Source organism: Pseudomonas sp. TTU2014-080ASC (genome assembly GCF_001446935.1).
Classification (GTDB): domain Bacteria; phylum Pseudomonadota; class Gammaproteobacteria; order Pseudomonadales; family Pseudomonadaceae; genus Aquipseudomonas.
Map to the genome: position 1 here is coordinate 1,014,041 of NZ_LKKK01000001.1, position 22,258 is coordinate 1,036,298.

Consider the following 22,258-nt stretch of genomic DNA (forward strand, 5'->3'; position numbering starts at 1 on the left):
CCAGTGACATCCACTGGCTGATTAGCAAAGTCCGGCGCGAGCCGGTTGCGTTACGGTTGGACGCAACGCTGAAATCTGTACTGCCGGTAAGGCAGAAACCTTGCAGTACCATCTACATGAGGGTGCAAGAAGGGATTTCAAGGGCGGCTAAAAGATTTTTTTGCGCCCTTGACGAAGTGCAGCAGAACTCAGTCCCGGCGCTCGTATTCACCTTCAAGCACATTCGGGCGGGTCTGCCCTGAGCGGGCGGCGGCGTCATCAAAAAAGGCACGCTGGCGTTCGGCTTGTTCGGCGGCGCGGGCGCGCATTTTGCCGATGAGAAAGCGGCGCGTGAACGGCAGCAGACAGATCAGGCCGATGATGTCACTGATAAAGCCCGGCAACAGCAGCAGACCACCACCCAGCGCCATAAACAGGCCGTCGAACATCTCCTCTTCCGGCATTTCGCCACGCGCCAAACGCTCACGGGCGCGAAAAGCGGTAGCAACCCCGGCCAGACGCAACAGAAACGCACCGAGAATCCCCGAACCGATGATTAGCAGAAGCGTAGGAAGTACACCAATACTGCTGCCGACTTTGATCAACACAGCCAGCTCAAGGATTGGAAACAGCACAAACAGAAACAGAAATGCACGCATTAAGAATTCCTTCACGGAAGATCAGCTTCCAGTACTACTGAAGTATGGGGGATTAGCCTGAATTCAAGCTGAAGACTGCCCAACGGCAGGCCAGGCCGTTGCGCGCGCCAGCATTACCAAGGCCTGCCGCACCTCCAACGGACTGTTACAAGATGTTGGAAAGGCCAACCAGTACAGACGCTGGCCAATGCGCAGATGGAAACCTTCGCTGTCGATTCCGACCATTTCTGCTGGAGACTCGGTTGGCAGACCTGCTAGTTCAACATAGTGCGCAATCGCTTGCGCATGGTCTGTGTTCATGTGTTCCAGCATGCTGATCCCAGCCTCTCCGGCAAACGGATTGGCCAGAGCCACTTCATCCAGCCAGTTTATCGCGCCGAAGCCGCCTATAAAGCGCCAGCGCACCGGTGTCAGACGCCAGAAATCAAAATCATGGGCGGTGTGATAATCCCGAGCATCCGGGAAGTAGCGGTAATAGCGCTGTGCTGCTTGCTCGATCAGCCGCGCATCCTCCAGCTTCACGGCCTCGGCCAGCAAAGTCAGACGCCCAGCCGCCTGGACATCGGCAGCATCCCGCTCGCCGACCAACAGCGAGCATTTGTTGTCTTTCAACAGATTGTGCGTGTGCTGTGCAATACGGCTGATCAAAATCAGCGGACAACCCTCAGCATCAAGGCAGTAAGGCACCACAGAGCCAAACGGAAAGCCCGGCATGGCCTTAGAATGAGTACTTAAGACGCCCCGGTACTCCTTGAGCAGCAAATGCCGTGCATGCATACTCGCAGTGATGCTCATCTGAAAGCTCCTTGAAAAGAATCCGCAACAACGGACTAGCAAAAAAGTTTACTCGTAAAAAGCCGGCAAGATTACACCTAAGAACCCGCCCCACGCCCCGCACGTTAGGCCATCTCCAGGTCAGCTTCAACGCGCCAGCCCTCGCGGCACGGCCGTTTGTGCACACAACGCACGGTCCAGTGAGGCACTTGTAAAGCAGAGGAACACGCAATGCAGCTCAACGATAAAGTCATCATCATTACCGGCGGCGGCCAGGGCCTTGGCCGCGCCATGGCGGAATACCTGGCGGGTAAAGGCACCAAACTGGCGCTGGTGGATCTGAACCAGGAGCGTCTCGACGAAGCGGTTGCCGCCTGTAAGGCGCAGGGCGTGGAAGCCCGCTCCTACCTCTGCAACGTGGCGAACGAGGAGCAGGTCATTCAAACCGTTAACCAGATCGCTGATGACTTCGGTGCCATCAATGGCCTGGTTAACAACGCAGGCATCCTGCGTGACGGTCTGACCATCAAGATCAAAGATGGCGAGATGACCAAGCTGAGCCTGGCTCAGTGGCAGTCAGTGATCGACGTCAACCTGACTGGCGTATTCCTCTGCACACGTGAAGTGGCCGCAAAAATGATCGAGCTGAAGAACGAAGGCGCGATCATCAATATTTCTTCCATCTCCCGTGCTGGCAACATCGGCCAGGCCAACTATTCTGCCGCCAAGGCAGGCGTGGCTGCCGACACCGTGGTTTGGGCCAAAGAACTGGCGCGCTACGGGATTCGCGTTGCTGGTGTCGCCCCTGGCTTTATCGAAACCGAAATGGTTGCCAGCATGAAGCCTGAAGCGCTTGAGCGCATGACTGCGGGCATCCCACTGCGCCGCATGGGCAAACCAGCCGAGATCGCACACTCCGTGGCCTACATTCTGGAAAACGACTATTACACCGGTCGTGTTCTGGAGCTGGACGGCGGCCTGCGCCTGTAACAGCAAGCCTGCACCGATAATAAAAAGCCCCGCATTTGCGGGGCTTTTTGTTGGTGATCGCTTACCAGCCGACACCGAAACCAAGGGTATAACGGGTTTCGTCCATATCGCCGTCGGAACCACTGACGATATCCTTCTCCGCCCTCATATTAAGCGAAGCCCAGTCAGTTACCTTGTAGCGCAGGCCCACAGCGGCATCCAGGGTGTAATCGGCCACGCTGTCCAGCGGTTTGCCTAAATCACCATCACTGAACAGCTGGACACTCTTACCAAAGAGATAACGGTTGTAATCCCACTTCAGACCAGCCGAGTAGAAGTTTTCTTTCTCGCCAGTGGAGAACTCATAGTCAGTGCGGTTGAGCAGCCCCGCAACCGAGAATGCACCCAATTCATTGTCCCAGAACTGATAACCCGGGCCAGTACCCAGCGTGCGCTGACGGTGCAGATCTTCTATGTCGTCACGCTTATATTCCGCACGCGCCTGCCAAAACCAGTGTTCGGTGACGAATCGGTCCAGCGCGTATTCGATGCCCCAGTTATCGGTGGTCACCACCTCATCACGTAGCTCACGGTTGTAATCCGCCTTGGCGTTGTGTCGCCACAGTCCGTGGCGTGCCTGGGTTTTCAGCTTGATGTCGTAATCGTCGGTATCCCGATCCGCGCGTTTGTAATCAACGGAGGCATCAATGTTGCCTTTCCAGGTGAAGTCTTCCACCAGCGGTTTGGGCTTGAGGATTTGTTCAATACTGGCCAGCTCGACGGTTTTCGGAGCATCACCATTGACCAGGGTTACTTGGCCGTTTTCCGCCGGTTGCAATGCCTTGGCCCGCTCACCGGTCACAGCATCCTGTTTAACCAGCATTTCCTGGTCGCTTTCCAGGGTGGCGACTTTTTTCCAGTCCAGCGCAATGTTTCCGCCGTACTCGGTTTCAAGCACCAGTTTGCTGCCATCGTAGAATTTGATCTTGCCGGTGAGACGATCACCATTTTTCAGCCAAACAGTGTCAGCCAGAACAGAACTGGCCGGAACAAGCAGAGCCAGGCACAACAGAGATTTAAAGGACATAACACTAAAGCAGTAGGTGGATTAGCGAGGGACGGCATTATGCGGATTGTCTCCGCCAAGACAATCCCTGACTTCCTTAACAGGACAAAGTTCAGGTAGTACTTATTTACTACCAGCCAACACCGACCCCTATCAGGTACCTCCTACTACTCCCCGTTTCCCCAAGCCCCCTGACCTGATCCAACTCGTACAACAGAGAAAGCCGTGCCCACTCGTTCAGGCGATAACGCACGCCGTACTCGCTATCCAACACATAGTCGACCTCATCAATCTGCGGGACCTGCAACTCGCCGGTGCTGTACAGCTCCACACGGGTGCCGAACAAAAGACGCTTGTAATCCCAGCCAATTGAAGCTGTGTTGAATGTCAGATTTTCTTGCTCAGTGTCCAGACGTAACCGGTTAGCTTGAACAATCACATCAAGGCGACCTAACTCGTTATCCCAGAAACGGTAGCCTGGCCCAGTGCCGACAGAGCGCTGACGTGTGAAGTACTCAAACTCGTCCTCATCCTGCTCCGCACTCACCCGCCAGAACCAGTGATCAGTGATAAAACGGTCGAGGCTGTATTCCAACTGCCAGTTATCCGCCGTTTTGCTGTCATTTTTGGTCTTGCGCTCAAGCTCACCGCTGAGAACGTGCCGCCAGAGGCCATGTTCAACGCGGCTGTTGCCCTTGAGCTTCCACTCATCGCTTTCACTCTCGTCGCGTTTCATGTCCAGCTTGGCATCGAGGTTGCCTTCCATCATCCGGTCCCGCAGCAAGGGACGTGGTGGGATCAGCCGGTCGATGCTGGCCAGCGGCAAGGTTTGTGCCTGCGAATTGACCACCGTGACCGTCCCCTTTTCAGCAGCCTGCAGCTGATTGCTATGCTCACTGTCATGGCCTTTGCGTCGGACCATCAGGGGTTTATCCGAACTGAGTGTGTCGATATCCTTCCAGGAAATCAGCACTTGCCCGGCGTATTTGGTTTTTAACGCCAGTTTGCCGCCGTCGAGCAGCAGAATTTCACCGGACAGTCGATCACCATTGTTCAGCCAGACCGTATCCGACCAGGCCAATACAGGCTGAACCAGCGCCAGCAGGCATAAGATGGAACGCATTAAAAACATAAGGAACTCGCAGCGACAGGTCGATCAAAAGCGCGAGGATGCCGCGCCGGCACCTCGTCCAGCAAGTCAAGCAGAACGCCAGTACGCTCTTTATAGTGCGCTGTCACAAATCCCGCCTGGCTGTGTAGTGAGTTACGGTGAATTAGCTGAGCTTGCAGGGCTCGGGCGTGCTGCACGCTGGGTTGGCCGCACCTTGAGTCAGCTGCCGGAGGGCACCACGCTTCCCTGGCACCGAGTCATTGCAGCAGGCGGACGCCTGAGCTTGCCCGCCGGCACGCCCAGCGGAGAAGAACAACGAAGGAGATTGAAAGAAGAAGGGATTTTCTTACGCAATGATCGGGTCAATATGACGCAACACAACTGGCGCATGATGGATCACAGCGGTTAGAGTGCGCCCAACACAGACTCCACTTCAGGCTAATACCTGCCCAATGCCTCGTAAAAGCTGGCGCGATGCAATCGCCGCCTACTCAAACCCCTCCACTCTGGTACTACTCCTGCTGGGGTTTGCTGCTGGCCTGCCCTACATGCTGGTGTTCTCAACCCTTTCAGTGTGGTTGCGGGAAGCGGGCGTAGCCCGTGACACCATTGGTTTTGCCAGCCTGATCGGCTTGGCTTACGCCTTTAAATGGGTGTGGTCACCGCTGCTGGATCAGTGGCGCTTACCCTTTCTGGGCCACCTCGGCCGCCGCCGCTCCTGGCTGATTCTGTCGCAGATCCTGATTGCTATCGGTCTTGCTGGCATGGCGCTGTGCAATCCACAGACCCACCTGACCTGGCTGATAGCACTAGCCGTATTGGTCGCATTTGCCTCAGCTACACAGGACATCGCGGTTGACGCGTATCGCCTGGAAATCGCTGATGACACCCGGCAAGCCGCACTCGCTGCCAGTTATATGGCCGGTTACAGGGTTGCCGCATTGCTGGCAACGGCTGGTGCGCTGTATTTCGCTGAAGGGTTTGGCTCCACCATTTTGGTTTACCAGCACGCAGCGTGGGCTGGCACCTATTTACTGTTTGCTCTGCTGATGCTGCCAGGCCTGCTCACCAGCGTTTGGATGCGCGAACCCAATGTAGCGCTGCGAACGCAAATTGCGGCTGCCCGCTACGGCTTCAGCCATCAGATTGCATCCGTATTGGTATTGATTGTCTTGCTGGTGTCCGTCCCAGCAATGTGCACCCAGTTCTACCGGACCGACTTCCCCAGCGTGGTTAACGGCGAAATGACCATGCTGGACCTGCTTCTGGAAGACCGGGCCTTCCTGCGCGCCATCATGTACACCATTTTTACCGCGCTGTGCCTGTCATCCATGGGGCGTCGCGGCCTGGCCCCAGTGCTCACCCCCATCAACGACTTCATCTTGCGTTACCGTTGGCAGGCATTTCTGCTGCTGGGCTTGATTGCCACATACCGGATGTCGGACACCGTGATGGGCGTTATGGCGAACGTCTTCTACATCGATCAGGGTTTCACCAAAGATCAGATCGCCAGCGTCAGTAAGCTATTTGGCTTGGTCATGACTCTGGTTGGGGCCGGCATCGGCGGGCTGCTGATTGTACGTTTTGGCATCATGCCGATTCTGTTTATAGGCGGAGCAGCTTCGGCAGCCACCAATTTGCTCTTCCTCATGCTGACGGGCATGGGAGCCAATGTGCAGATGCTGATTGTCACCATCTCGGCTGACAACTTCAGCGCAGGACTCGCCACAGCTGCATTCGTGGCCTACCTGTCGAGTCTGACCAACCTAAAATTCTCCGCCACCCAATACGCGCTGCTCAGCTCAATTATGTTGCTACTGCCAAGGCTGATTGGAGGCTACTCCGGGGTAATGGTGGAAAAACTCGGCTATGAAGACTTCTTCCTGGTGACCGCGCTACTGGGTATTCCAACCCTGCTTCTGATTCTCTTGCAGTGGCGCAAACAGGCTGTTGCCATAGAACCGGTTGATGCCGAGAACAAATAGCTTCATCCAATAAAAAACGCCACGTTACCGTGGCGTTTTTGTTTGCATCGCACTCTACAACTTCGCTGTATCAGTCACGGAAGTTGTTGAACTGCAGCGGCATACCAAAATCCTTGCCACGCAGAGAAGCAATTGCCTCTTGCAGGTCATCACGTTTTTTACCGGTAATGCGGACCTGCTCGCCCTGAATTGAGGCCTGCACTTTCAGCTTGGTGTCTTTGACGTGGCCGACGATCTTCTTAGCCAGCTCCTTGTCGATTCCCTCACGCAGGATAACTTCCTGCTTCACCACTTTGCCGGACGGGTAGGCATCCTTGAACTCCAGGCATTGCACATCAATCTTGCGCTTAACCAGGCTGAGCTTGAGAATCTCGATCATCTGTTCCAACTGGAAATCAGCGTCAGCAGTCAGATTGACCGTCAGCTCTTTCAGCTCAAAGCTGCCTTTGCCGCGCAGGTCGTAGCGACGCTCCAGCTCTTTGATCGCATTGTCGATGGCGTTTGTGACTTCATGTTTGTCCAGTTCGGACACAACGTCGAACGAAGGCATGCTTTTGCTCCACATACAGAGTGCCGAATGATTGCAAACATATGGCACTTAGCTTGACGATTAAAAAAACTACCCATTATATAGCGTACAAACATTGCCCGACGAAGTATCGGGCTCCTTTGGCGATTACCTCCTGACGAGTCTGCCCCATGCCAACGCCACACCTGAGTATTCTGGTTGTCGATGATGCCAAGTTTTCCAGCGCTATGATTGGACGCGCACTCAGCCAGGCGGGCTATCAGGACATCCGCTTTGCCAGCAGTGCGGCTGAGGCACTGGAACTGCTTGAAGCCCGCCCAGCCAGCGTTCTGCTTGCCGACTGGCTGATGCCTGAAATGAATGGCCTGGAGCTGACCATGCGAGTGCGCCAGCTCGATGAAATGACTCATCACTACACCTATATCGTCCTTCTGACCGGCAAAGAGGGCGATAACGTCATGAGCGAAGCCTTCGACAGCGGCGTGGACGACTTCATCAGCAAGTCCTCCATGAATGAACAATTACTGCCGCGCATTTATGCTGCCGACCGCCTCTGCAATACCCTGCAGCGCCTTATGCAGGAAAACCAGCTGCTGCTGGATAACATTGCCGCCCTTGAACAGCGCAATCTGGTCGACCCGCTGACCGGTCTGGGCAACAGCCGCTACCTGCAGCAGAAAATGCTCGACAGTCTGCGCCAAGTTGAATCCCGTGGCGGCGCCATGTGCTACCTGCTGATCGGCCTGGAAGACGCTCAGGCGCTGCAACAACAGTACGGCGAAGTGTTCTATCAGGAACTCCTCACCAGCGTTGCCCGCCGTCTGCAACAGCTGGTACGCCCACTGGATGTATTGGTGCGCCTGGATAACACCCATTTCGGCCTGATCACTCTGCTGGAAGACCTCCACGAATGCTCCCCTGGCAGCTTTAAGCGCCTGCATGAAGGCATCAACCTCAAAGCCTTCAAAACCAGCGAAGGCTTCATCAGCCTCAAAGCCGGAATCAGCCTGATCGGGCTGAATGCCAAGAGCCTGCCCTGCTCACCTAACCAGATTCTGCAACAGGCCACCCGCCTGCTGCCGGACTCATACAGCACAGGCCGCGTCTCAGCCATGCGCTTACAAACCGCCGGCTGATTTGTGGGCAGCTGGCATATTCTCGGCGCGGGCAGCCTAGGCTCACTCTGGGCCACTCGACTCGCGCAGGCTGGCTTACCGGTTCAGTTGATCCTGCGTAATCGCAGCCGGCTTGAGGCGTACCGCCAAGCCGGCGGGTTGACTCTGATTGAGCCACATCAGCAGCAACTGTTTCCCATTCCCGCCCAAACGCCTGAGGAGAGAGCCCCCATCCAGCGCCTGCTGGTGGCCTGCAAAGCCTATGACGCCGCACCTGCGGTGGCGCAAGTGGCTCATCGTCTGTTGCCAGGTGCTGAAGTCCTATTACTGCAAAACGGCTTGGGCAGCCAGGATGAAGTCGCAGCCAGCCTGCCACAAGCGCGCTGCATCTTCGCCTCAAGCACCGAAGGTGCGTTTCTCCAGGCCGACTTTCAGGTGGTTTATGCAGGTCGTGGCCACACCTGGCTCGGCGATGCTGCTGGTGGCCCTGCACCTGCCTGGCTGGAGCAACTGAGCCAAGCCCAGATTGCCCACGACTGGAGCCTCAACATACTCAGCCGTTTGTGGCGCAAACTTGCCATCAACTGTGCAATCAACCCACTGACCGTTCTGCACGACTGCCGCAATGGCGGCCTGAACGACCATGCAGACGAGGTCGCCAGCCTCTGTGAAGAACTGCAACGCCTGCTGCTGCACTGCAAACAGCCTGAAGCAGCGCACAACCTGCAGGACGAGGTGCAGCGGGTTATCCGCGCCACCGCCAACAACTTCTCCTCCATGTATCAGGATGTCCGCCAAGGCCGCCGCACTGAAGTTGCCTACCTGCTCGGCTACGCCTGCCGCCAAGCAGATGCTCTGCATGTGCCGGTGCCACAGCTGCAACAGGTGCACGAACGGATTTTGACCCTGCTGCAATCACGCGGATTGCCGAGCCACTGAGCCCGCGCTACCCTGCCCTTCATCATTCGCTCTAGACACACTCTCCATGCTTCTGCGTCAGCGCCTAGAAAACCTCCCGGTTGGCCGCAAGATTCTGGTCGCCCTGCTGGCCCTGCTCGCCACCGTCCTGCTGGTGGCCAATCTGGCCTTTATCAGTGCGGCCTACTGGATTTCCCAGGAAAGCGTGGCCCCGCAAGCCCTGAAGACCTTGGCACGGCTGATCGCCACGCCACAACTGAGCGAGCAGGCCCTCAGCTCCAAGGCCAGCGCAGACCAGCTACTGACTCGGCTAAGCGACTATTCCCCGCTACGCACCGCAGTTATCTATGATGCCGACGGCAACCTGCTGACCCAGATACAGCGCGGCTCCCGTCTGAAAGTGCCGCAGCGGCTGGAAGACGTCCGCTCATGGCAAAATCAGGAATTCCGCATCACTCAGTTAGTGGAACTGCCGCAACAGGATGGTCCCCACGGTCATCTGTTACTGGTCGCCTCCAGCGAACTGCCGGGTGCCTTCTACACCGGCACGCTGACCGCCAGCGTGGTTATCCTGATCTTCAGCGTACTGCTGTGGCTGTACATCTCGCGTCAGGTCAAACGCCTGATCACCCAGCCCATTCGCAGCCTTGAGGAGCTCTACCGGCAGGTGACCCGCGAAGAGAACTATGCCCTGCGCGCACAACCCGGCAATGGCGATGAAATCGGGCGCCTGGCTGAAGCTTTCAACACCATGCTGATCCGTATTGAAGCCCGCGAACAACAGCTCAAACGTGCCCGCGATGATGCCCAGCAGGCGTTTGACCAAGCCCGAGATCTGGCAGAAGAAACCCGCCGTTCCAACCGCAAGCTGGAGCTTGAAGTTCAGGTTCGCAGCAAGATCGAGAAAAAGCTCACCGGCTTCCAGAACTACCTCAACAGCATCATCGACTCGATGCCCTCCGCGCTGATCGCTCTGGACGATCAGCTCTACGTCAGCCAATGGAACCAAGAGGCCAGCCGAATCTCAGGTTCGGAGCTGGACGAAGCTCTGGGCCAGCCCATTGTGCTGGCCTTCCAACACCTCAAGCCGTACCTGCATAAAATGCGACGGGCTATCGAACAGCACCAAGTGGTGAAAATCGAACGCGTGACCTGGGGCATTGACGGCCAGCCCCGGCACTTCTCCTTAACTTTCTACCCATTAAGCGGCAGCAGCGGGCGCGGCGTGGTAATCCGCATTGATGACATCACCGAACGCCTTAACCTGGAAGAAATGATGGTGCAGTCCGAGAAAATGCTCTCGGTGGGCGGCCTGGCAGCCGGCATGGCCCATGAGATCAATAACCCGCTCGGGGCCATCCTGCATAACGTGCAGAACATCCGCCGCAGGCTCTCGCCGGAGCTGGAAAAGAACCACGAGCAAGCCAAGCTTGCCGGGATCACCCTTCAGGCGATCGACCAGTACTTACACGGCCGCGAGATTCCGACGCTGCTCGATGGCATTCAGCAAGCAGGCAGCCGCGCTGCCAAGATCGTCAGCCACATGCTCAACTTCAGCCGCCGCAGCGACCGGCAACTCACCCTCAGTGAACTGTCAAAACTGATTGATCAGGCTATCGAAATCGCCAGCAACGACTTCGACCTGACCGAAAGTTTCGACTTCAAGGGCCTGCAGATTGAGCGTGAGTTCGACCCTAACCTGCCTGCAGTCCCCACCACCGCCAACGAGCTGGAGCAGGTCATGCTCAACCTGCTGAAAAACGCAGCGCAAGCCATCCACCTGCGTGAAAACAACAGCCAGCCGGGCAAGATCATCCTGCGCACCCGCTTTACCCCGCCATGGGCGGAAATTCAGGTCGAAGACAACGGCATAGGTATGTCGGAGCTGGTGCGTAAACGCATCTTCGAGCCCTTCTTCACCACCAAGGAAGTCGGCCAGGGCACCGGACTGGGCCTGTCGGTTTCCTACTTCATCATTACCAACAACCACAAAGGGCAAATGGAAGTGCACTCCAAACTCGGCCAGGGAACCTGCTTCACCTTGCGCCTGCCGCTGGAGGCTGCCAGTCCCGATACAGGCAACTAACTATGTCTTACCGTCTTTCCAAGATTTACACACGCACCGGCGATGCCGGCGAAACCGGCCTGGCCGATGGCCGCCGCGTCAGCAAAGACCACCCGCGTATTGAGGCCATTGGCGAGGTGGACACCCTCAACAGCCACATTGGCCTGCTGCTGGCAGACTTGTCCGAGCAGGAAATGATGTGGCCAGGCTTGTCGGAAATCATCGATGTGCTGACGCCCTGCCAGCACCGTCTTTTTGACTTCGGCGGTGAGTTGGCCATGCCGGAGTATCAGGCGCTACAGCCTGAAGAAATTGAACGACTGGAAGCGGCTATCGACCGCTGGAATGAAGAAGTCGGTCCGCTGGAAAACTTCATTCTGCCGGGCGGCTCACGGGTGATTGCACAAGCTCATGTCTGCCGCAGCCTGGCCCGCAGTGCTGAGCGTCGCTGCCAAAGCCTGAATGCTCACGAGCCGGTGCGCGCGGTAGGCCTGGCGTACGTCAACCGCATGTCTGATCTGCTGTTTGTAGCATCACGCCTGATCGCCAAGCGCATGCAAATCAACGAAGTGCTCTGGCAACCTGCCGCAAAACCCCAGGCCTGAGCCGTCAGAGCAAACTGAGTCGGCTACTGAACTGACGCAGCTGGCCGCTCAGCGGATCAGTAAATTCGAGCCCCCGAGCCAGCAACTTCAGCGGTTTGGTGTAATCATCGGGGGCATCTGGGGTCGCCGTGACCTGTGGATAAAACGGGTCATGCAGAATCGGCGCGCCCAAAGCAGCCAGATGCACCCGCAGCTGATGTTTCTTGCCAGTTACCGGATAAAGCCGGTACAGCCAAACCTTGCCAAGCCGCTCCGCCACTTCAATGCGGGTCTCCGTGTTCGGTTCGCCCTCGCCCTCCTCCATGCGAAAAAACGGCTGGCTATCCACCAGTCGCGTTTTACGCAGCAGCGGAAACTGCAGATCGGGCAGCGCCGGAGCCAGTGCCTCATAACACTTGCCCATTTCCCTTTCACGGAACAACGCCTGATAGCGCCCACGTGTTTCCCGATTGGTTGAAAACAGCACCAGACCAGCGGTGTGCCGGTCAATCCGATGCAGCGGTACCAGATCGGAATTCCCCGTTAACTTGGCCAAACGCGCTTGCAAAGTCTGTTCGACATACTGCCCAGCGGGCATCACCGGCAGAAAATGCGGCTTGTCAGCCACCAGCAGATGGTCATCCACGTGCAGCACCTGTGCCTCGAACGGGATAGGCGTCTCGTTGGGCACTTCACGGAAGTAATGCACCTTTAAGCCTTCCCGGTACGCACTGGCCAGCGTTAACGGCTGCCCTGCTGCATCCAGCACCCGCCCCCGGATAAAGCGTTCACGCCAGACCTCCTCGGTAATGGTGGGGAAATGCCCGCACAGGCAGTCGAACACGGTCTGCCAGTTACCCGGCGGCAAAAACAGGGTGCTGGGGCGCATATTCGACGGAGATCGGGCATCAACAGACATAATCACACTCGGTCAATATCACTCAGGCAGTACGCTGCAGAGCAATGCGATACAAAGCAGCCAGCATATCGGACTGGCTGATAATCCCCTGCAGCCGCTGCTGGTCATCGAGCACAGGCACATGATGCACATCACTATCCGACAGTATCTGCAGCAAATCCGCCAGCGGCGACCTTGCCTGGCAGGCCGTTACATCACGGCGCATGCAGCTGCTGACAACGGTATCGGCGACTTGCGGGTGCATCAGATCATGTAGCGTCAACAAACCAAGCAGCTCCTGCTGCGGGCCCACCACCGGCATGGCATGGAGACGATGGTTGAGTAACCTGTCTCGAGCCTCCTGCAAGGGCGTGTCTGGCGTCAGAGTCAATAAGTCTTTCGACATGATGTCGGCGCAACGAACTTCACCAAAGCGGCGGTTGAATGCGTGAATCTCGGTCTGCTGGAGGATGTCTTCCAAGTCGTCCCGGGCAATATCCAGCAGCTCGCCCCGGGCTTTGAGGACTTCATCCAGATCCGCGGATGTAAAACCCAAACGGCTGCTGGGAAGCGGGTCGCGGGTCTTGTGCACATTGACCTGGACCTGCGGCCGATGAGGGTACTGACGACGCAGAAAGTTATTGAACAGCAACGCAATCAATAGCAGGCCGAACGAGTTGACCGCGACCGGGTACAACGCGAAGTGGAAACCCAACTGACTGATGTCTGCCCCCGCCAATACCGCCGTAAGCGCCACAGCACCACCCGGTGGATGCAGGCAGCGCAGAGCGAACATCGCAGCAATCGCTAACCCACCGGCCAGTGCAGCAACCCATGCGCTATGCCCCAGCCACATGGCACAAGTCACCCCGACCAAAGCCGAGAGCACATTGCCGCCAATAATCGACCAAGGCTGTGCCAACGGACTCGCCGGTGCAGCAAACAACAGCACGGCAGATGCACCCATCGGCGCAATGAGCCAGGGGCTGGCGCTGCCCAGCGCTTCACGGCATAACCAGCTACTGAACAGAAGTCCCATTACCGCGCCAATACAACTGAGCACTCGCTCAGTCAGGCTAACAGCCATCGGTGCGGGCCAGAATGCCTTTAGCCAGGCGAGCAGTGCCTGCCCCACTCCAGACTTATTCACAAGCACTCACCCTGCAATGTCAGGCCAGAACGCACGAATACCAGCAACGCCCTGCGCACCGAGCTGCCAGGCCCGCTCTGTATCCGCCGGAGTTACGCCACCAAGCAGGTAGGTCGGCTGATTGAAGCTCTGCAACAGGTTGGCGGCCTGATCCCAACCCAGCGGGTTGGCGTCGGGATGAGTGGCCGTCGGCTGAATTGGCGAGAGCGTGACGAAGTCCACCCCCATTTGTGCAGCCAGAGCCAGTTCTTCAGCGTCATGACATGAGGCTGCAAGCCAACGGTTAGGCGGAAACGGACGCCCATTGGCGGCATATTGGCGCAGCTGCTTAGAGGTCAGGTGCCAGCCAGCTGCCGGGAAATCCCCCAGCCACTCAAGGGGGCCTTTTAGCATTACCTGCGCTTTACCCGCGCAAAGCCCCAACACATCGACCGCCAGATCGCGGTACTGCGGATCAAACATGGCCGGAGCGCGCAGCTGCAACAAGCGCACACCGCTACTCAGCGCCTGCTGCACACCGCGAATCAATTCAGGCCCCGTGAGCCCTTCGGGGGTAATCAGGTAACGCTCAGGAAGACGCGCCGCCGCCACAATCGGCTTATTGGCTTCAGGGAACTCGTAGTCATCCAACTGCCTCGGGCTCACCCAAGCCAACGTCTGCCCCTCAGCACCGTGCGGCTCGCCAGTAAAGGCAGTCACTTCCCAGACATCCAGCAGCACGTGCTTGTCCGGATAATCATGGCGCACCTGAATCAGTGGACGGCAGCTGCTGGGCACAATCCCCAGTTCCTCTTCCAGCTCCCGTGCCAGGGCCTGCTGGACCTGCTCGCTCTCCTCAACTTTACCGCCTGGGAACTCCCACAGACCGCCCTGATGCTTATCCTCGGGGCGCTTAGCCAGCAGAATCAACCCCTCAGCACTGCGAATTACCGCAGCTGCTACATGAATGCGCTTCACGCCAGCTCTTCCTCCTGGGCCGCTTGATACCAGCGCTTGAACGCCGGCCATTGATAGATTGCTTCAACATACGCGGCGGCCTCTTCCGGCAACGCCACCTGATAACTACGCAAACGACTGGCCACTGGCGCAAAGAACGCATCTGCGATAGTTAGCGAGCCAAACAGATAAGGCCCCCTCGGTGCAAAACGCAGGCGGCAGTCTCGCCACAGTGCGCAGATACGTTGAATATCCGCCTGAACCTCTGGCGCGACCTCTGTTAGCGCCTGATCACGCTTGAGGTCCATCGGTAAATGCGTGCGCAAGGCCACAAAACCACTGTGCATCTCTGCACACAGACTGCGTGCCAACGCTCTTTCTGCTCGATCCTCAGGCCACAATTTGGCCGCTGGATAGCACTCAGCCAGATACTCCGCAATCGCCAGTGAGTCCCAAATCGCTCCGTCCGGGGTAATCAGCAAAGGCACCTTCCCCGAAGGCGAGTGCTGCAAGATACGCGTCTTGGTATCAGGGCGATTCAGGGCAATCAGCTGCTCGCTGTAAACCACCCCGGCCAACTCCAGTACCAGCGCCGCACGCAACGACCAGGACGAATAAGTTTTGTCGCCAATAATCAGGGTATGAGACATAGCAGCCTCCGCTTCGACGAGGATCAGACAGGGCAAAACGGTAAGCTTGACCACCCCGAATAGCAAATTCCCGCTGGTTATGCAGGCATAAACAGCGGGAATGAAGGCCTCTCAGTCGTGCAGGATCAGGTGCGGTATTCCGCGTTGATCTTCACATACTCGTGGGACAGGTCAGTCGTCCAGATGGTTTCGCTGCAAGTGCCACGCCCCAACTCAATGCGGATGCTGATTTCTTCCTGCGCCATCACAGCAGCACCCTGCGCCTCGGTGTAGCTGGCAGCTCGGCCACCACGGCTGGCAATACACACGTCCCCCAGATACACATCGATCAGGCTCACATCCAGTTGTGGCACACCGGCGCGGCCAACCGCAGCCAGAATACGGCCCCAGTTCGGGTCAGAAGCGAACAGTGCGGTTTTGATCAACGGCGAATGAGCCACGGCATAGCCCACATCCAGGCACTCCTGATGGGTCGCACCGCCGTTAACTTCGACTGTGACGAACTTAGTCGCACCTTCGCCATCACGCACGATGGCCTGGGCCACTTCCATGCTGACCGAGAACACCGCCTCTTTCAGCTTGGCGAACAGCTCACCACTGGCCGAAGTAATTTCTGGCAGTGCAGCTTTGCCAGTGGCAATCAGCATGCAGCAGTCGTTAGTGGAGGTGTCGCCATCAATGGTAATGCGGTTGAAGGACTTGTTCGCCGCATCGCGCAGCAGGTCCTGCAACACCCCCTGAGCAACTTTGGCGTCAGTGGCGATATAGCCGAGCATGGTTGCCATGTTTGGCTTGATCATGCCTGCGCCTTTACTGATTCCGGTGACAGTGATTGTTACACCATCATGCTCAAACTGGCGGCTGGCCCCCTTAGGCTGGGTGTCTGTGGTCATGATGCCAGCGGCCGCATCGGCCCAGTTATTCTCGGATAAGTTATCCAGAGCGGCCTGCAATGCACCTTCAATTTTCTCTACCGGCAGCGGCTCGCCGATAACACCGGTGGAATAAGGCAGTACCGAGGCCTCATTGACACCAGCCAAAGCAGCCAGTGCCGCACAGGTACGCTCAGCATTTTTCAAACCGTCTTCACCCGTCCCGGCGTTAGCGTTGCCAGTGTTGGTCAGCAGGTAACGCACGGTTCCACTCACGCGTTTGCGGGCCAGAATAACCGGAGCCGCACAGAAGGCATTGAGGGTGAACACACCGGCAACAGTAGAACCTTCAGCACAACGCATCACAACTACATCCTTGCGTCCCGGACGCTTGATGCCCGCAGAAGCAACGCCCAGTTCAAAACCGGCGACCGGGTGCAGGGTAGACAACGGGCCAAGACCAACAGCCATGGGGACACTCCTTCAGCTAACAGGGCGGATTGTGATGGTAAAACGCCGCGAACGGAAAAACCGGACGCGGCGTCGGATGAAGCGGCTCAAACATAGCGCAAAGGCTGTGTGCTGAGCCGTTTCAACGGATCAGATCAGGTAATCTGGCCGTGACAATGCTTGTACTTTTTGCCGGAACCGCACGGGCAGAGCTCGTTACGACCGACCTTAGGCTCAGCGCGAACAGGTGCGGTGGTTGCAGTACCAACGCCCTCTTCCGACTCCAGAACCTCCTCCTGCATCGCCGACGCATCAGCATGCTGGAACTGCATGCGCTGAGCCAGCGCCTCAGCCTCACGACGCAGACGCTCCTCTTCTTCAGCCGGATCTTCACGGCGAACCTGAACATGGCTCAGTACACGGATGGTGTCACGCTTAATGGAATCCAGCAGCTCTTGGAACAGGTTGAAGGACTCGCGCTTGTATTCCTGTTTCGGGTTTTTCTGCGCATAACCGCGCAGGTGAATACCGTGGCGCAGGTGATCCATGGTGGACAAGTGATCCTTCCACAGGTCATCCAGCACACGCAGGAGAATCTGCTTCTCGAAGGTACGCAGGGCGTCTGCACCGGCTTCGTCTTCTTTGGCGTTGTAAGCTGCCAACAGCTCCGCATGGATGCGCTCACGCAGCGTTTCTTCATAGAGCTTGTCGTCTTCATCCAACCACTGCTGAATCGGCAGCTTCAGGGCAAAGACGGTGTTCAAAGACTCTTCCAGACCAGCGATATCCCACTGCTCAGGCAGCGACTGCGGTGGCAGGTGATCATTGATGGTGCTTTCCAGAACCTCACGGCGGAAGTCTTCAATGGTTTCACCGACGTTATCGGCAGTCAGCAGCGTATTGCGCATGTGGTAAATCACCTTGCGCTGCTCGTTAGCCACGTCATCGTATTCCAGCAGTTGCTTACGCATATCGAAGTTGCGGCCTTCGACCTTACGCTGTGCCTTCTCGATGGCATTGCTGACCATACGGTGTTCGATCGCTTCACCCGACTGCATGCCCAGAGCCTTCATGAAGTTCTTCACCCGGTCAGAGGCAAAGATACGCATCAGGTTGTCTTCAAGGGACAGGTAGAAACGGCTTGAGCCAGGGTCGCCCTGACGGCCAGCACGACCACGCAGCTGGTTGTCGATACGACGGGACTCGTGACGCTCAGAGGCAATCACATGCAAACCACCCGCTTCGATCACTTGCTGGTGGCGCTTCTGCCACTCAGCTTTGACCTGAGCGATCTGCTCCGGAGTCGGGTTTTCCAGATTGGCAACTTCCACTTCCCAGTTGCCACCCAGCAGGATGTCAGTACCGCGACCGGCCATGTTGGTAGCAATGGTAAGCGCGCCCGGACGACCAGCCTGAGCAATAATTTCAGCTTCCTTCTCGTGGAACTTGGCGTTCAGCACTTTGTGCTCAATGCCTTCTTTTTCCAGCAGGCGGGACACATATTCGGAGCTTTCAATCGAAGCCGTACCCACCAGAATCGGACGGCCTTGTGCCATACACTCTTTCACGTCAGTGATGATCGCAGCGTACTTCTCTTCCTGGGTCAGATAGACCAGGTCATTGAAGTCTTTACGGGCGATTGGGCGATGTGTAGGAATAACAATCACATCCAGACCGTAAATCTGACGGAACTCGAATGCCTCGGTATCCGCAGTACCCGTCATACCGGACAACTTGTTGTACAGACGGAAGTAGTTCTGGAAGGTGGTCGATGCCAGGGTCTGGCTCTCGGCCTGAATATTGACGCCTTCTTTGGCCTCGATGGCCTGGTGCAGGCCCTCAGACAGGCGACGGCCCTGCATGGTGCGACCGGTGTGCTCATCGATCAGAATGACCTGGCCGTTTTGCACAATGTATTCGACGTTGCGATGGAACAGCTTGTGCGCACGCAGGCCCGAATACACATGAGTCAGCAAACTCAGGTTATGCGCGGAGTACAGGCTTTCACCCTCAGCTAGCAAGCCGGCTTCAGTCAGCATTTCCTCTACATAGAGGTGGCCAGCTTCATTGAGCTCAACCTGACGGGCTTTCTCGTCAACTTTATAGTGGCCTTCTTGAGTGACCACGCCCTCTTCCTCTTCGATGTGCTGTTTAAGACGAGGAATGAGCTTGTTGATTTCGATATATAGACGGGAGCTGTCTTCAGCCTGACCGGAAATAATCAGCGGCGTACGGGCTTCGTCGATAAGAATGGAGTCGACTTCGTCGATTACGGCGAAATTCAGCTCGCGCTGGAATTTCTCATCAACGCTGAACGCCATGTTGTCGCGCAGGTAATCGAAACCAAACTCGTTGTTGGTACCGTAAGTGATATCGGCAGCGTAGGCTTGGCGCTTTTCTTCCGGGGGCATAAACGGGGTAACAATCCCCACGCTCAAGCCAAGGAATTCATACAGCGGACGCATCCAGTTGGCGTCGCGACGAGCCAAGTAGTCGTTGACCGTAACCACGTGAACGCCCTTTCCGGAGAGGGCATTCAGGTAGACCGCCAGAGTCGCCACGAGGGTTTTACCTTCGCCCGTACGCATCTCGGCAATTTTGCCTTCGTGCAGGGTCATACCGCCGATCAACTGCACATCAAAGTGACGCATACCCATGACGCGCTTGCCAGCCTCACGGGCCACCGCAAAGGCCTCGGGAAGGATCTGATCCAGCGTTTCGCCTTTAGCCAGACGGGCTTTGAATTCTTCGGTCTTACCGCGCAGCTGTTCATCAGACAGTGCGAGCATTTTCTCTTCAAATGCATTGACGGCCTGTACCGTCTTAAGCATGCGTTTGACTTCACGCTCGTTCTTGCTTCCAAAGAGTTTTTTCAACAAAGGCGCAAACATATCGACAGGATCTTCCAGGCGTATGGGTTGTGGGAGGCATCAACATGCGACCCAGGCAGCCATCATGGCTACATGCGAAGGGGGCATTCTACTCGGAAACGCGGATGAGGAAAGCTACGTTATTCGTTGCCATCTACCCGCGCGATGTAACTGGCAGGATTGACCTGCCGACCGTTCTTGGTCACTTCAAAGTGCACATGATAACCGCTGGCACGGCCGCTGCGGCCTACCTTTGCAATGGTTTGCCCCGGCTGAACCAGATCACCAATCTGCACCAAATTGCTTTGATTGTGGGCATAGAGCGTGGTGTAACCGTCAACATGGCTGACTTCGACCGTATTGCCATAACCTGACTTTACACCTGAGAACGTCACCACACCGGCGGCGACCGCGACCACATCACTGCCAGCTTTAGCTGCGAAATCCATACCTTTATGACCTGTCAGCCGACCAGTCAACGGGTGTACCCGGCGCCCAAAAGGCGAAGAAACGTATCCTTGGCGAACCGGCATACCGGACAAGCTCTCGGCTTTACTGAGCTGACGTTCACCGATCAACTGCTCAAGTGTTTCCAACTGCTGCTCACGTAAGTCAACACGGGCGGCCAGCTCATCCAGTGCATCCATAAAGGCCGGTGAGGCATATGCCTGCTCGCCCATTACATCTTCCGCCCCGCCCTGCCCCACATTAAGTGAAAAGTCGAACTCGCTGGCATCAATATCAGCTAACTCGGTCAGGCGCTCACCTAAGGCATCCAGTCGCGTCAGACGCGCCTGCAAGTCCGCCACATGGGCTGCGAACGCATCCAGTTGACGCTGGGCATCACGCCGCACCTCAGTAACCTCAGCACGCTGCTGATCCATTACATCAACGATCTGGCTGCTCTCCAGAGCCGCCGATTGACTTGCAGACCACCAAGCACCGGCCGCTGCACCACCTGCCAGCGCCACAATCAGTGCGACACAAAGTACTGACACAATCCAGCGCGCATCAAGACTAAGTGAGCGCGCAGCACCGTGGCGCCGGCTCAACAGAATAATCTGCATTGGCTCCACTCCATTTAGAAAGCCGAAGCACGTAGCAGCTCTGCTACCATGCTCTATGTTTGAATCGGGTAATCATTAACAGGCAGCTGCCATGACTTATAGGCCCTCACCAGCACGTTCCCCTGCTGCATTGCTTCGTGAAGCCAAGCCTTTGCAAGGTCTACTCCGCCAGGCGCAGCATATTGATCGCCTGCAGCAGTTACTGGACAGCCAGCTTCAACCTGCTGCCCGTGAACACTGCCGTGTGGCAACCTTTCGGGATGGTTGCCTACTTCTGATCATTACTGATGGGCATTGGGCTACACGCCTGCGCTACCAGCAAAAACGATTGCTGAAACAACTGCAGGCACTTGAAGCGTTCGCGACCTTAACGAAGATTCTTATCAAGGTGCAACCTTCAACTGCCGAAATGGGAAATACCCTACATTCCGCCACACTCTCCAACTCCGCCGCACAACACATTCAGGCTAGCGTTGAAGGAATCAGCGACCCGCGACTCCGTGCCGCACTAGAGCGCCTCGCCCAGCACGGACAAAAAAACCGGACGCCGTAAAACTAAATCCCATAAAAAAGGCCACCCGAAGGTGGCCTCGAAATAAAGGAAGAGGGTATTTCGTTACACGGCCGCAACCGGGCGCATGTAAGAGATTGGTGCGGTGTTCGGGTCATCAAATGTGACCACTTCCCACGCGTCAGGCTGATCCATCAAAGTACGCAGCAAGCGGTTGTTCAGCGCATGCCCCGACTTAAAGCCTTTAAACTCACCAATCAAGCTGTTACCCAGCAGGTAGAGGTCACCGATCGCGTCGAGAATCTTGTGCTTAACGAATTCGTCCTCGTAACGCAGGCCGTCTTCGTTCAGTACGCGGAATTCATCCACGACAATAGCGTTTTCTACACTGCCGCCGAGTGCCAGGTTGTGCGAACGCAGGTACTCGATATCACGCATAAAACCAAAAGTCCGCGCACGACTCACTTCCTTAACAAAGGATGTGCTTGAGAAGTCGACGCTTGCCGACTGGGTGCGATTGCGGAACACCGGGTGATCGAAATCGATCTCGAAGGTCACCTTAAACCCTTCAAAAGGCACGAAAGTGGCGCGCTTATCGCCCTCTTCCACTGTGACCTCACGAAGAATACGAATGAACTTCTTGTGGGCGTCCTGCTCCTGCAAACCAGCAGACTGAATCAGGAATACAAAGGGGCCGGCACTGCCATCCATAATCGGCACTTCGGAAGCTGAGAGCTCGACGTAGGCGTTATCGATTCCCAGACCTGCCATGGCCGAAAGCAAATGCTCTACCGTATCCACTTTGACATCACCATTGACCAACGTGGTCGACATGGTGGTTTCACCGACATTACCTGCACGCGCAGGAATTTCCACGACCGGGTCTAGGTCGGTGCGACGGAACACGATACCGGTGTCCACAGGTGCCGGCTTCAGGGTCAGGTATACCTTCTCCCCGGAATGCAGGCCGACGCCAGTGGCACGGATGATGTTCTTCAGGGTACGTTGTCTGATCATGGCTTGGGCCGCTATAGCACTAGTTGCGAATTGTTTTCAACAATGGCCGGGGATAATAGCAGAACCGACCTTTGCTGAACACC

General features: G+C 56.6%; 21 protein-coding genes. 8 read left to right on the top strand and 13 right to left on the bottom strand.

Features of this window, described 5'->3' with window-relative positions; translation table 11 throughout:
• Positions 1–188: 188 nt before the first annotated feature.
• A complete protein-coding gene (locus AO726_RS04605) occupies positions 189–638 on the bottom strand; it encodes an FxsA family protein (RefSeq protein WP_058066857.1) in 450 nt (149 codons plus the stop codon).
• A 63-nt stretch (positions 639–701) separates the two neighbouring features.
• Positions 702–1,433 (bottom strand): HugZ family pyridoxamine 5'-phosphate oxidase, encoded by a 732-nt coding sequence (locus tag AO726_RS04610; protein ID WP_058066858.1) that lies wholly within the window; start codon positions 1,431–1,433, stop codon positions 702–704.
• Positions 1,434–1,643: 210 nt separating this feature from the next.
• On the opposite strand from AO726_RS04610, the gene AO726_RS04615 reads away from it, so the two are divergent.
• A complete protein-coding gene (locus tag AO726_RS04615; RefSeq protein WP_058066859.1) occupies positions 1,644–2,402 on the top strand; it encodes an SDR family oxidoreductase in 759 nt (252 codons plus the stop codon).
• A 61-nt stretch (positions 2,403–2,463) separates the two neighbouring features.
• Here the strand turns inward: AO726_RS04615 and AO726_RS04620 are convergent, their stop codons facing one another.
• Together AO726_RS04620 and AO726_RS04625 are read right to left on the bottom strand one after the other, a co-directional pair.
• Positions 2,464–3,468 (bottom strand): DUF481 domain-containing protein, encoded by a 1,005-nt coding sequence (locus AO726_RS04620; protein ID WP_058066860.1) that lies wholly within the window; start codon positions 3,466–3,468, stop codon positions 2,464–2,466.
• Between the two features lie 109 nt (positions 3,469–3,577).
• The gene (locus AO726_RS04625; protein ID WP_058066861.1) at positions 3,578–4,570 is read right to left on the bottom strand and encodes a DUF481 domain-containing protein; all 993 of its coding nucleotides are present in this window, start codon (positions 4,568–4,570) and stop codon (positions 3,578–3,580) included.
• On the opposite strand from AO726_RS04625, the gene AO726_RS20875 reads away from it, so the two are divergent.
• Both AO726_RS20875 and AO726_RS04630 read left to right on the top strand, forming a co-directional pair.
• On the top strand, positions 4,560–4,967 hold the full coding sequence (locus AO726_RS20875; RefSeq protein ID WP_082629058.1) for an MGMT family protein: 408 nt from the start codon (positions 4,560–4,562) through the stop codon (positions 4,965–4,967). The genes AO726_RS04625 and AO726_RS20875 overlap by 11 nt on opposite strands.
• A 43-nt stretch (positions 4,968–5,010) precedes the next feature.
• Positions 5,011–6,543, top strand: coding sequence for an AmpG family muropeptide MFS transporter (locus AO726_RS04630; protein ID WP_058066862.1), 1,533 nt, complete (start codon positions 5,011–5,013; stop codon positions 6,541–6,543).
• Positions 6,544–6,613: 70 nt separating this feature from the next.
• Here AO726_RS04630 and AO726_RS04635 read toward each other — a convergent pair whose 3' ends face one another.
• A complete protein-coding gene (locus AO726_RS04635) occupies positions 6,614–7,093 on the bottom strand; it encodes a YajQ family cyclic di-GMP-binding protein (protein WP_058066863.1) in 480 nt (159 codons plus the stop codon).
• Positions 7,094–7,242: 149 nt separating this feature from the next.
• Here AO726_RS04635 and AO726_RS04640 point away from each other — a divergent pair, with 149 nt between their 5' ends.
• The 4 genes from AO726_RS04640 to AO726_RS04655 are packed head-to-tail and all read left to right on the top strand — an operon-like array spanning position 7,243 to position 11,775.
• On the top strand, positions 7,243–8,208 hold the full coding sequence (locus AO726_RS04640; protein WP_058066864.1) for a GGDEF domain-containing response regulator: 966 nt from the start codon (positions 7,243–7,245) through the stop codon (positions 8,206–8,208).
• A gap of 3 nt (positions 8,209–8,211) precedes the next feature.
• On the top strand, positions 8,212–9,126 hold the full coding sequence (locus AO726_RS04645) for a putative 2-dehydropantoate 2-reductase (RefSeq protein ID WP_058066865.1): 915 nt from the start codon (positions 8,212–8,214) through the stop codon (positions 9,124–9,126).
• 46 nt (positions 9,127–9,172) lie between these two features.
• Entirely contained in the window at positions 9,173–11,191 is a 2,019-nt protein-coding gene (locus AO726_RS04650; protein WP_058066866.1) for a HAMP domain-containing sensor histidine kinase, read from the top strand.
• A gap of 2 nt (positions 11,192–11,193) precedes the next feature.
• Positions 11,194–11,775: a cob(I)yrinic acid a,c-diamide adenosyltransferase gene (locus AO726_RS04655; protein ID WP_058066867.1), complete on the top strand. Its 582-nt coding sequence runs from the start codon at positions 11,194–11,196 to the stop codon at positions 11,773–11,775.
• A gap of 4 nt (positions 11,776–11,779) precedes the next feature.
• On the opposite strand, the gene AO726_RS04660 is transcribed toward AO726_RS04655, so the two are convergent.
• From AO726_RS04660 to AO726_RS04690, 7 genes are all read right to left on the bottom strand, one after another.
• On the bottom strand, positions 11,780–12,673 hold the full coding sequence (locus tag AO726_RS04660) for an RluA family pseudouridine synthase (protein ID WP_058066868.1): 894 nt from the start codon (positions 12,671–12,673) through the stop codon (positions 11,780–11,782).
• A gap of 22 nt (positions 12,674–12,695) precedes the next feature.
• On the bottom strand, positions 12,696–13,802 hold the full coding sequence (locus AO726_RS04665; RefSeq protein ID WP_206542496.1) for an HPP family protein: 1,107 nt from the start codon (positions 13,800–13,802) through the stop codon (positions 12,696–12,698).
• 6 nt (positions 13,803–13,808) lie between these two features.
• Positions 13,809–14,759 (bottom strand): Nudix family hydrolase, encoded by a 951-nt coding sequence (locus tag AO726_RS04670; protein ID WP_058066870.1) that lies wholly within the window; start codon positions 14,757–14,759, stop codon positions 13,809–13,811.
• Positions 14,756–15,388 (bottom strand): glutathione S-transferase family protein, encoded by a 633-nt coding sequence (locus AO726_RS04675; protein WP_058066871.1) that lies wholly within the window; start codon positions 15,386–15,388, stop codon positions 14,756–14,758. The genes AO726_RS04670 and AO726_RS04675 overlap by 4 nt, the downstream gene beginning before the upstream one ends.
• A 125-nt stretch (positions 15,389–15,513) precedes the next feature.
• A complete protein-coding gene (argJ, locus tag AO726_RS04680; protein ID WP_058066872.1) occupies positions 15,514–16,731 on the bottom strand; it encodes a bifunctional glutamate N-acetyltransferase/amino-acid acetyltransferase ArgJ in 1,218 nt (405 codons plus the stop codon).
• A gap of 134 nt (positions 16,732–16,865) precedes the next feature.
• Positions 16,866–19,601, bottom strand: a complete 2,736-nt coding sequence (gene secA / locus AO726_RS04685; protein WP_058066873.1) for a preprotein translocase subunit SecA — start codon at positions 19,599–19,601, stop codon at positions 16,866–16,868.
• A gap of 119 nt (positions 19,602–19,720) precedes the next feature.
• Complete coding sequence (locus AO726_RS04690) at positions 19,721–20,647, bottom strand: M23 family metallopeptidase (RefSeq protein ID WP_058066874.1); 927 nt, start codon at positions 20,645–20,647, stop codon at positions 19,721–19,723.
• Between the two features lie 91 nt (positions 20,648–20,738).
• Here AO726_RS04690 and AO726_RS04695 point away from each other — a divergent pair, with 91 nt between their 5' ends.
• Positions 20,739–21,200: a DUF721 domain-containing protein gene (locus tag AO726_RS04695; protein WP_058066875.1), complete on the top strand. Its 462-nt coding sequence runs from the start codon at positions 20,739–20,741 to the stop codon at positions 21,198–21,200.
• A 63-nt stretch (positions 21,201–21,263) separates the two neighbouring features.
• Here AO726_RS04695 and lpxC read toward each other — a convergent pair whose 3' ends face one another.
• Complete coding sequence (lpxC, locus tag AO726_RS04700) at positions 21,264–22,175, bottom strand: UDP-3-O-acyl-N-acetylglucosamine deacetylase (RefSeq protein WP_058066876.1); 912 nt, start codon at positions 22,173–22,175, stop codon at positions 21,264–21,266.
• Positions 22,176–22,258 lie beyond the last annotated feature (83 nt).

What these genes read in the sequence shown, in the direction of transcription:
- AO726_RS04605 (WP_058066857.1), bottom strand. Translation starts at nt 638, where the DNA reads ATGCGTGCATTTCTGTTTCTGTTTGTGCTGTTTCCAATCCTTGAGCTG.
- AO726_RS04610 (WP_058066858.1), bottom strand. Translation starts at nt 1,433, where the DNA reads ATGAGCATCACTGCGAGTATGCATGCACGGCATTTGCTGCTCAAGGAG.
- AO726_RS04615 (WP_058066859.1), top strand. Translation starts at nt 1,644, where the DNA reads ATGCAGCTCAACGATAAAGTCATCATCATTACCGGCGGCGGCCAGGGC.
- AO726_RS04620 (WP_058066860.1), bottom strand. Translation starts at nt 3,468, where the DNA reads ATGTCCTTTAAATCTCTGTTGTGCCTGGCTCTGCTTGTTCCGGCCAGT.
- AO726_RS20875 (WP_082629058.1), top strand. Translation starts at nt 4,560, where the DNA reads ATGGAACGCATTAAAAACATAAGGAACTCGCAGCGACAGGTCGATCAA.
- AO726_RS04625 (WP_058066861.1), bottom strand. Translation starts at nt 4,570, where the DNA reads ATGCGTTCCATCTTATGCCTGCTGGCGCTGGTTCAGCCTGTATTGGCC.
- AO726_RS04630 (WP_058066862.1), top strand. Translation starts at nt 5,011, where the DNA reads ATGCCTCGTAAAAGCTGGCGCGATGCAATCGCCGCCTACTCAAACCCC.
- AO726_RS04635 (WP_058066863.1), bottom strand. Translation starts at nt 7,093, where the DNA reads ATGCCTTCGTTCGACGTTGTGTCCGAACTGGACAAACATGAAGTCACA.
- AO726_RS04640 (WP_058066864.1), top strand. Translation starts at nt 7,243, where the DNA reads ATGCCAACGCCACACCTGAGTATTCTGGTTGTCGATGATGCCAAGTTT.
- AO726_RS04650 (WP_058066866.1), top strand. Translation starts at nt 9,173, where the DNA reads ATGCTTCTGCGTCAGCGCCTAGAAAACCTCCCGGTTGGCCGCAAGATT.
- AO726_RS04655 (WP_058066867.1), top strand. Translation starts at nt 11,194, where the DNA reads ATGTCTTACCGTCTTTCCAAGATTTACACACGCACCGGCGATGCCGGC.
- AO726_RS04660 (WP_058066868.1), bottom strand. Translation starts at nt 12,673, where the DNA reads ATGTCTGTTGATGCCCGATCTCCGTCGAATATGCGCCCCAGCACCCTG.
- AO726_RS04675 (WP_058066871.1), bottom strand. Translation starts at nt 15,388, where the DNA reads ATGTCTCATACCCTGATTATTGGCGACAAAACTTATTCGTCCTGGTCG.
- argJ (WP_058066872.1), bottom strand. Translation starts at nt 16,731, where the DNA reads ATGGCTGTTGGTCTTGGCCCGTTGTCTACCCTGCACCCGGTCGCCGGT.
- secA (WP_058066873.1), bottom strand. Translation starts at nt 19,601, where the DNA reads ATGTTTGCGCCTTTGTTGAAAAAACTCTTTGGAAGCAAGAACGAGCGT.
- AO726_RS04690 (WP_058066874.1), bottom strand. Translation starts at nt 20,647, where the DNA reads ATGCAGATTATTCTGTTGAGCCGGCGCCACGGTGCTGCGCGCTCACTT.
- AO726_RS04695 (WP_058066875.1), top strand. Translation starts at nt 20,739, where the DNA reads ATGACTTATAGGCCCTCACCAGCACGTTCCCCTGCTGCATTGCTTCGT.
- lpxC (WP_058066876.1), bottom strand. Translation starts at nt 22,175, where the DNA reads ATGATCAGACAACGTACCCTGAAGAACATCATCCGTGCCACTGGCGTC.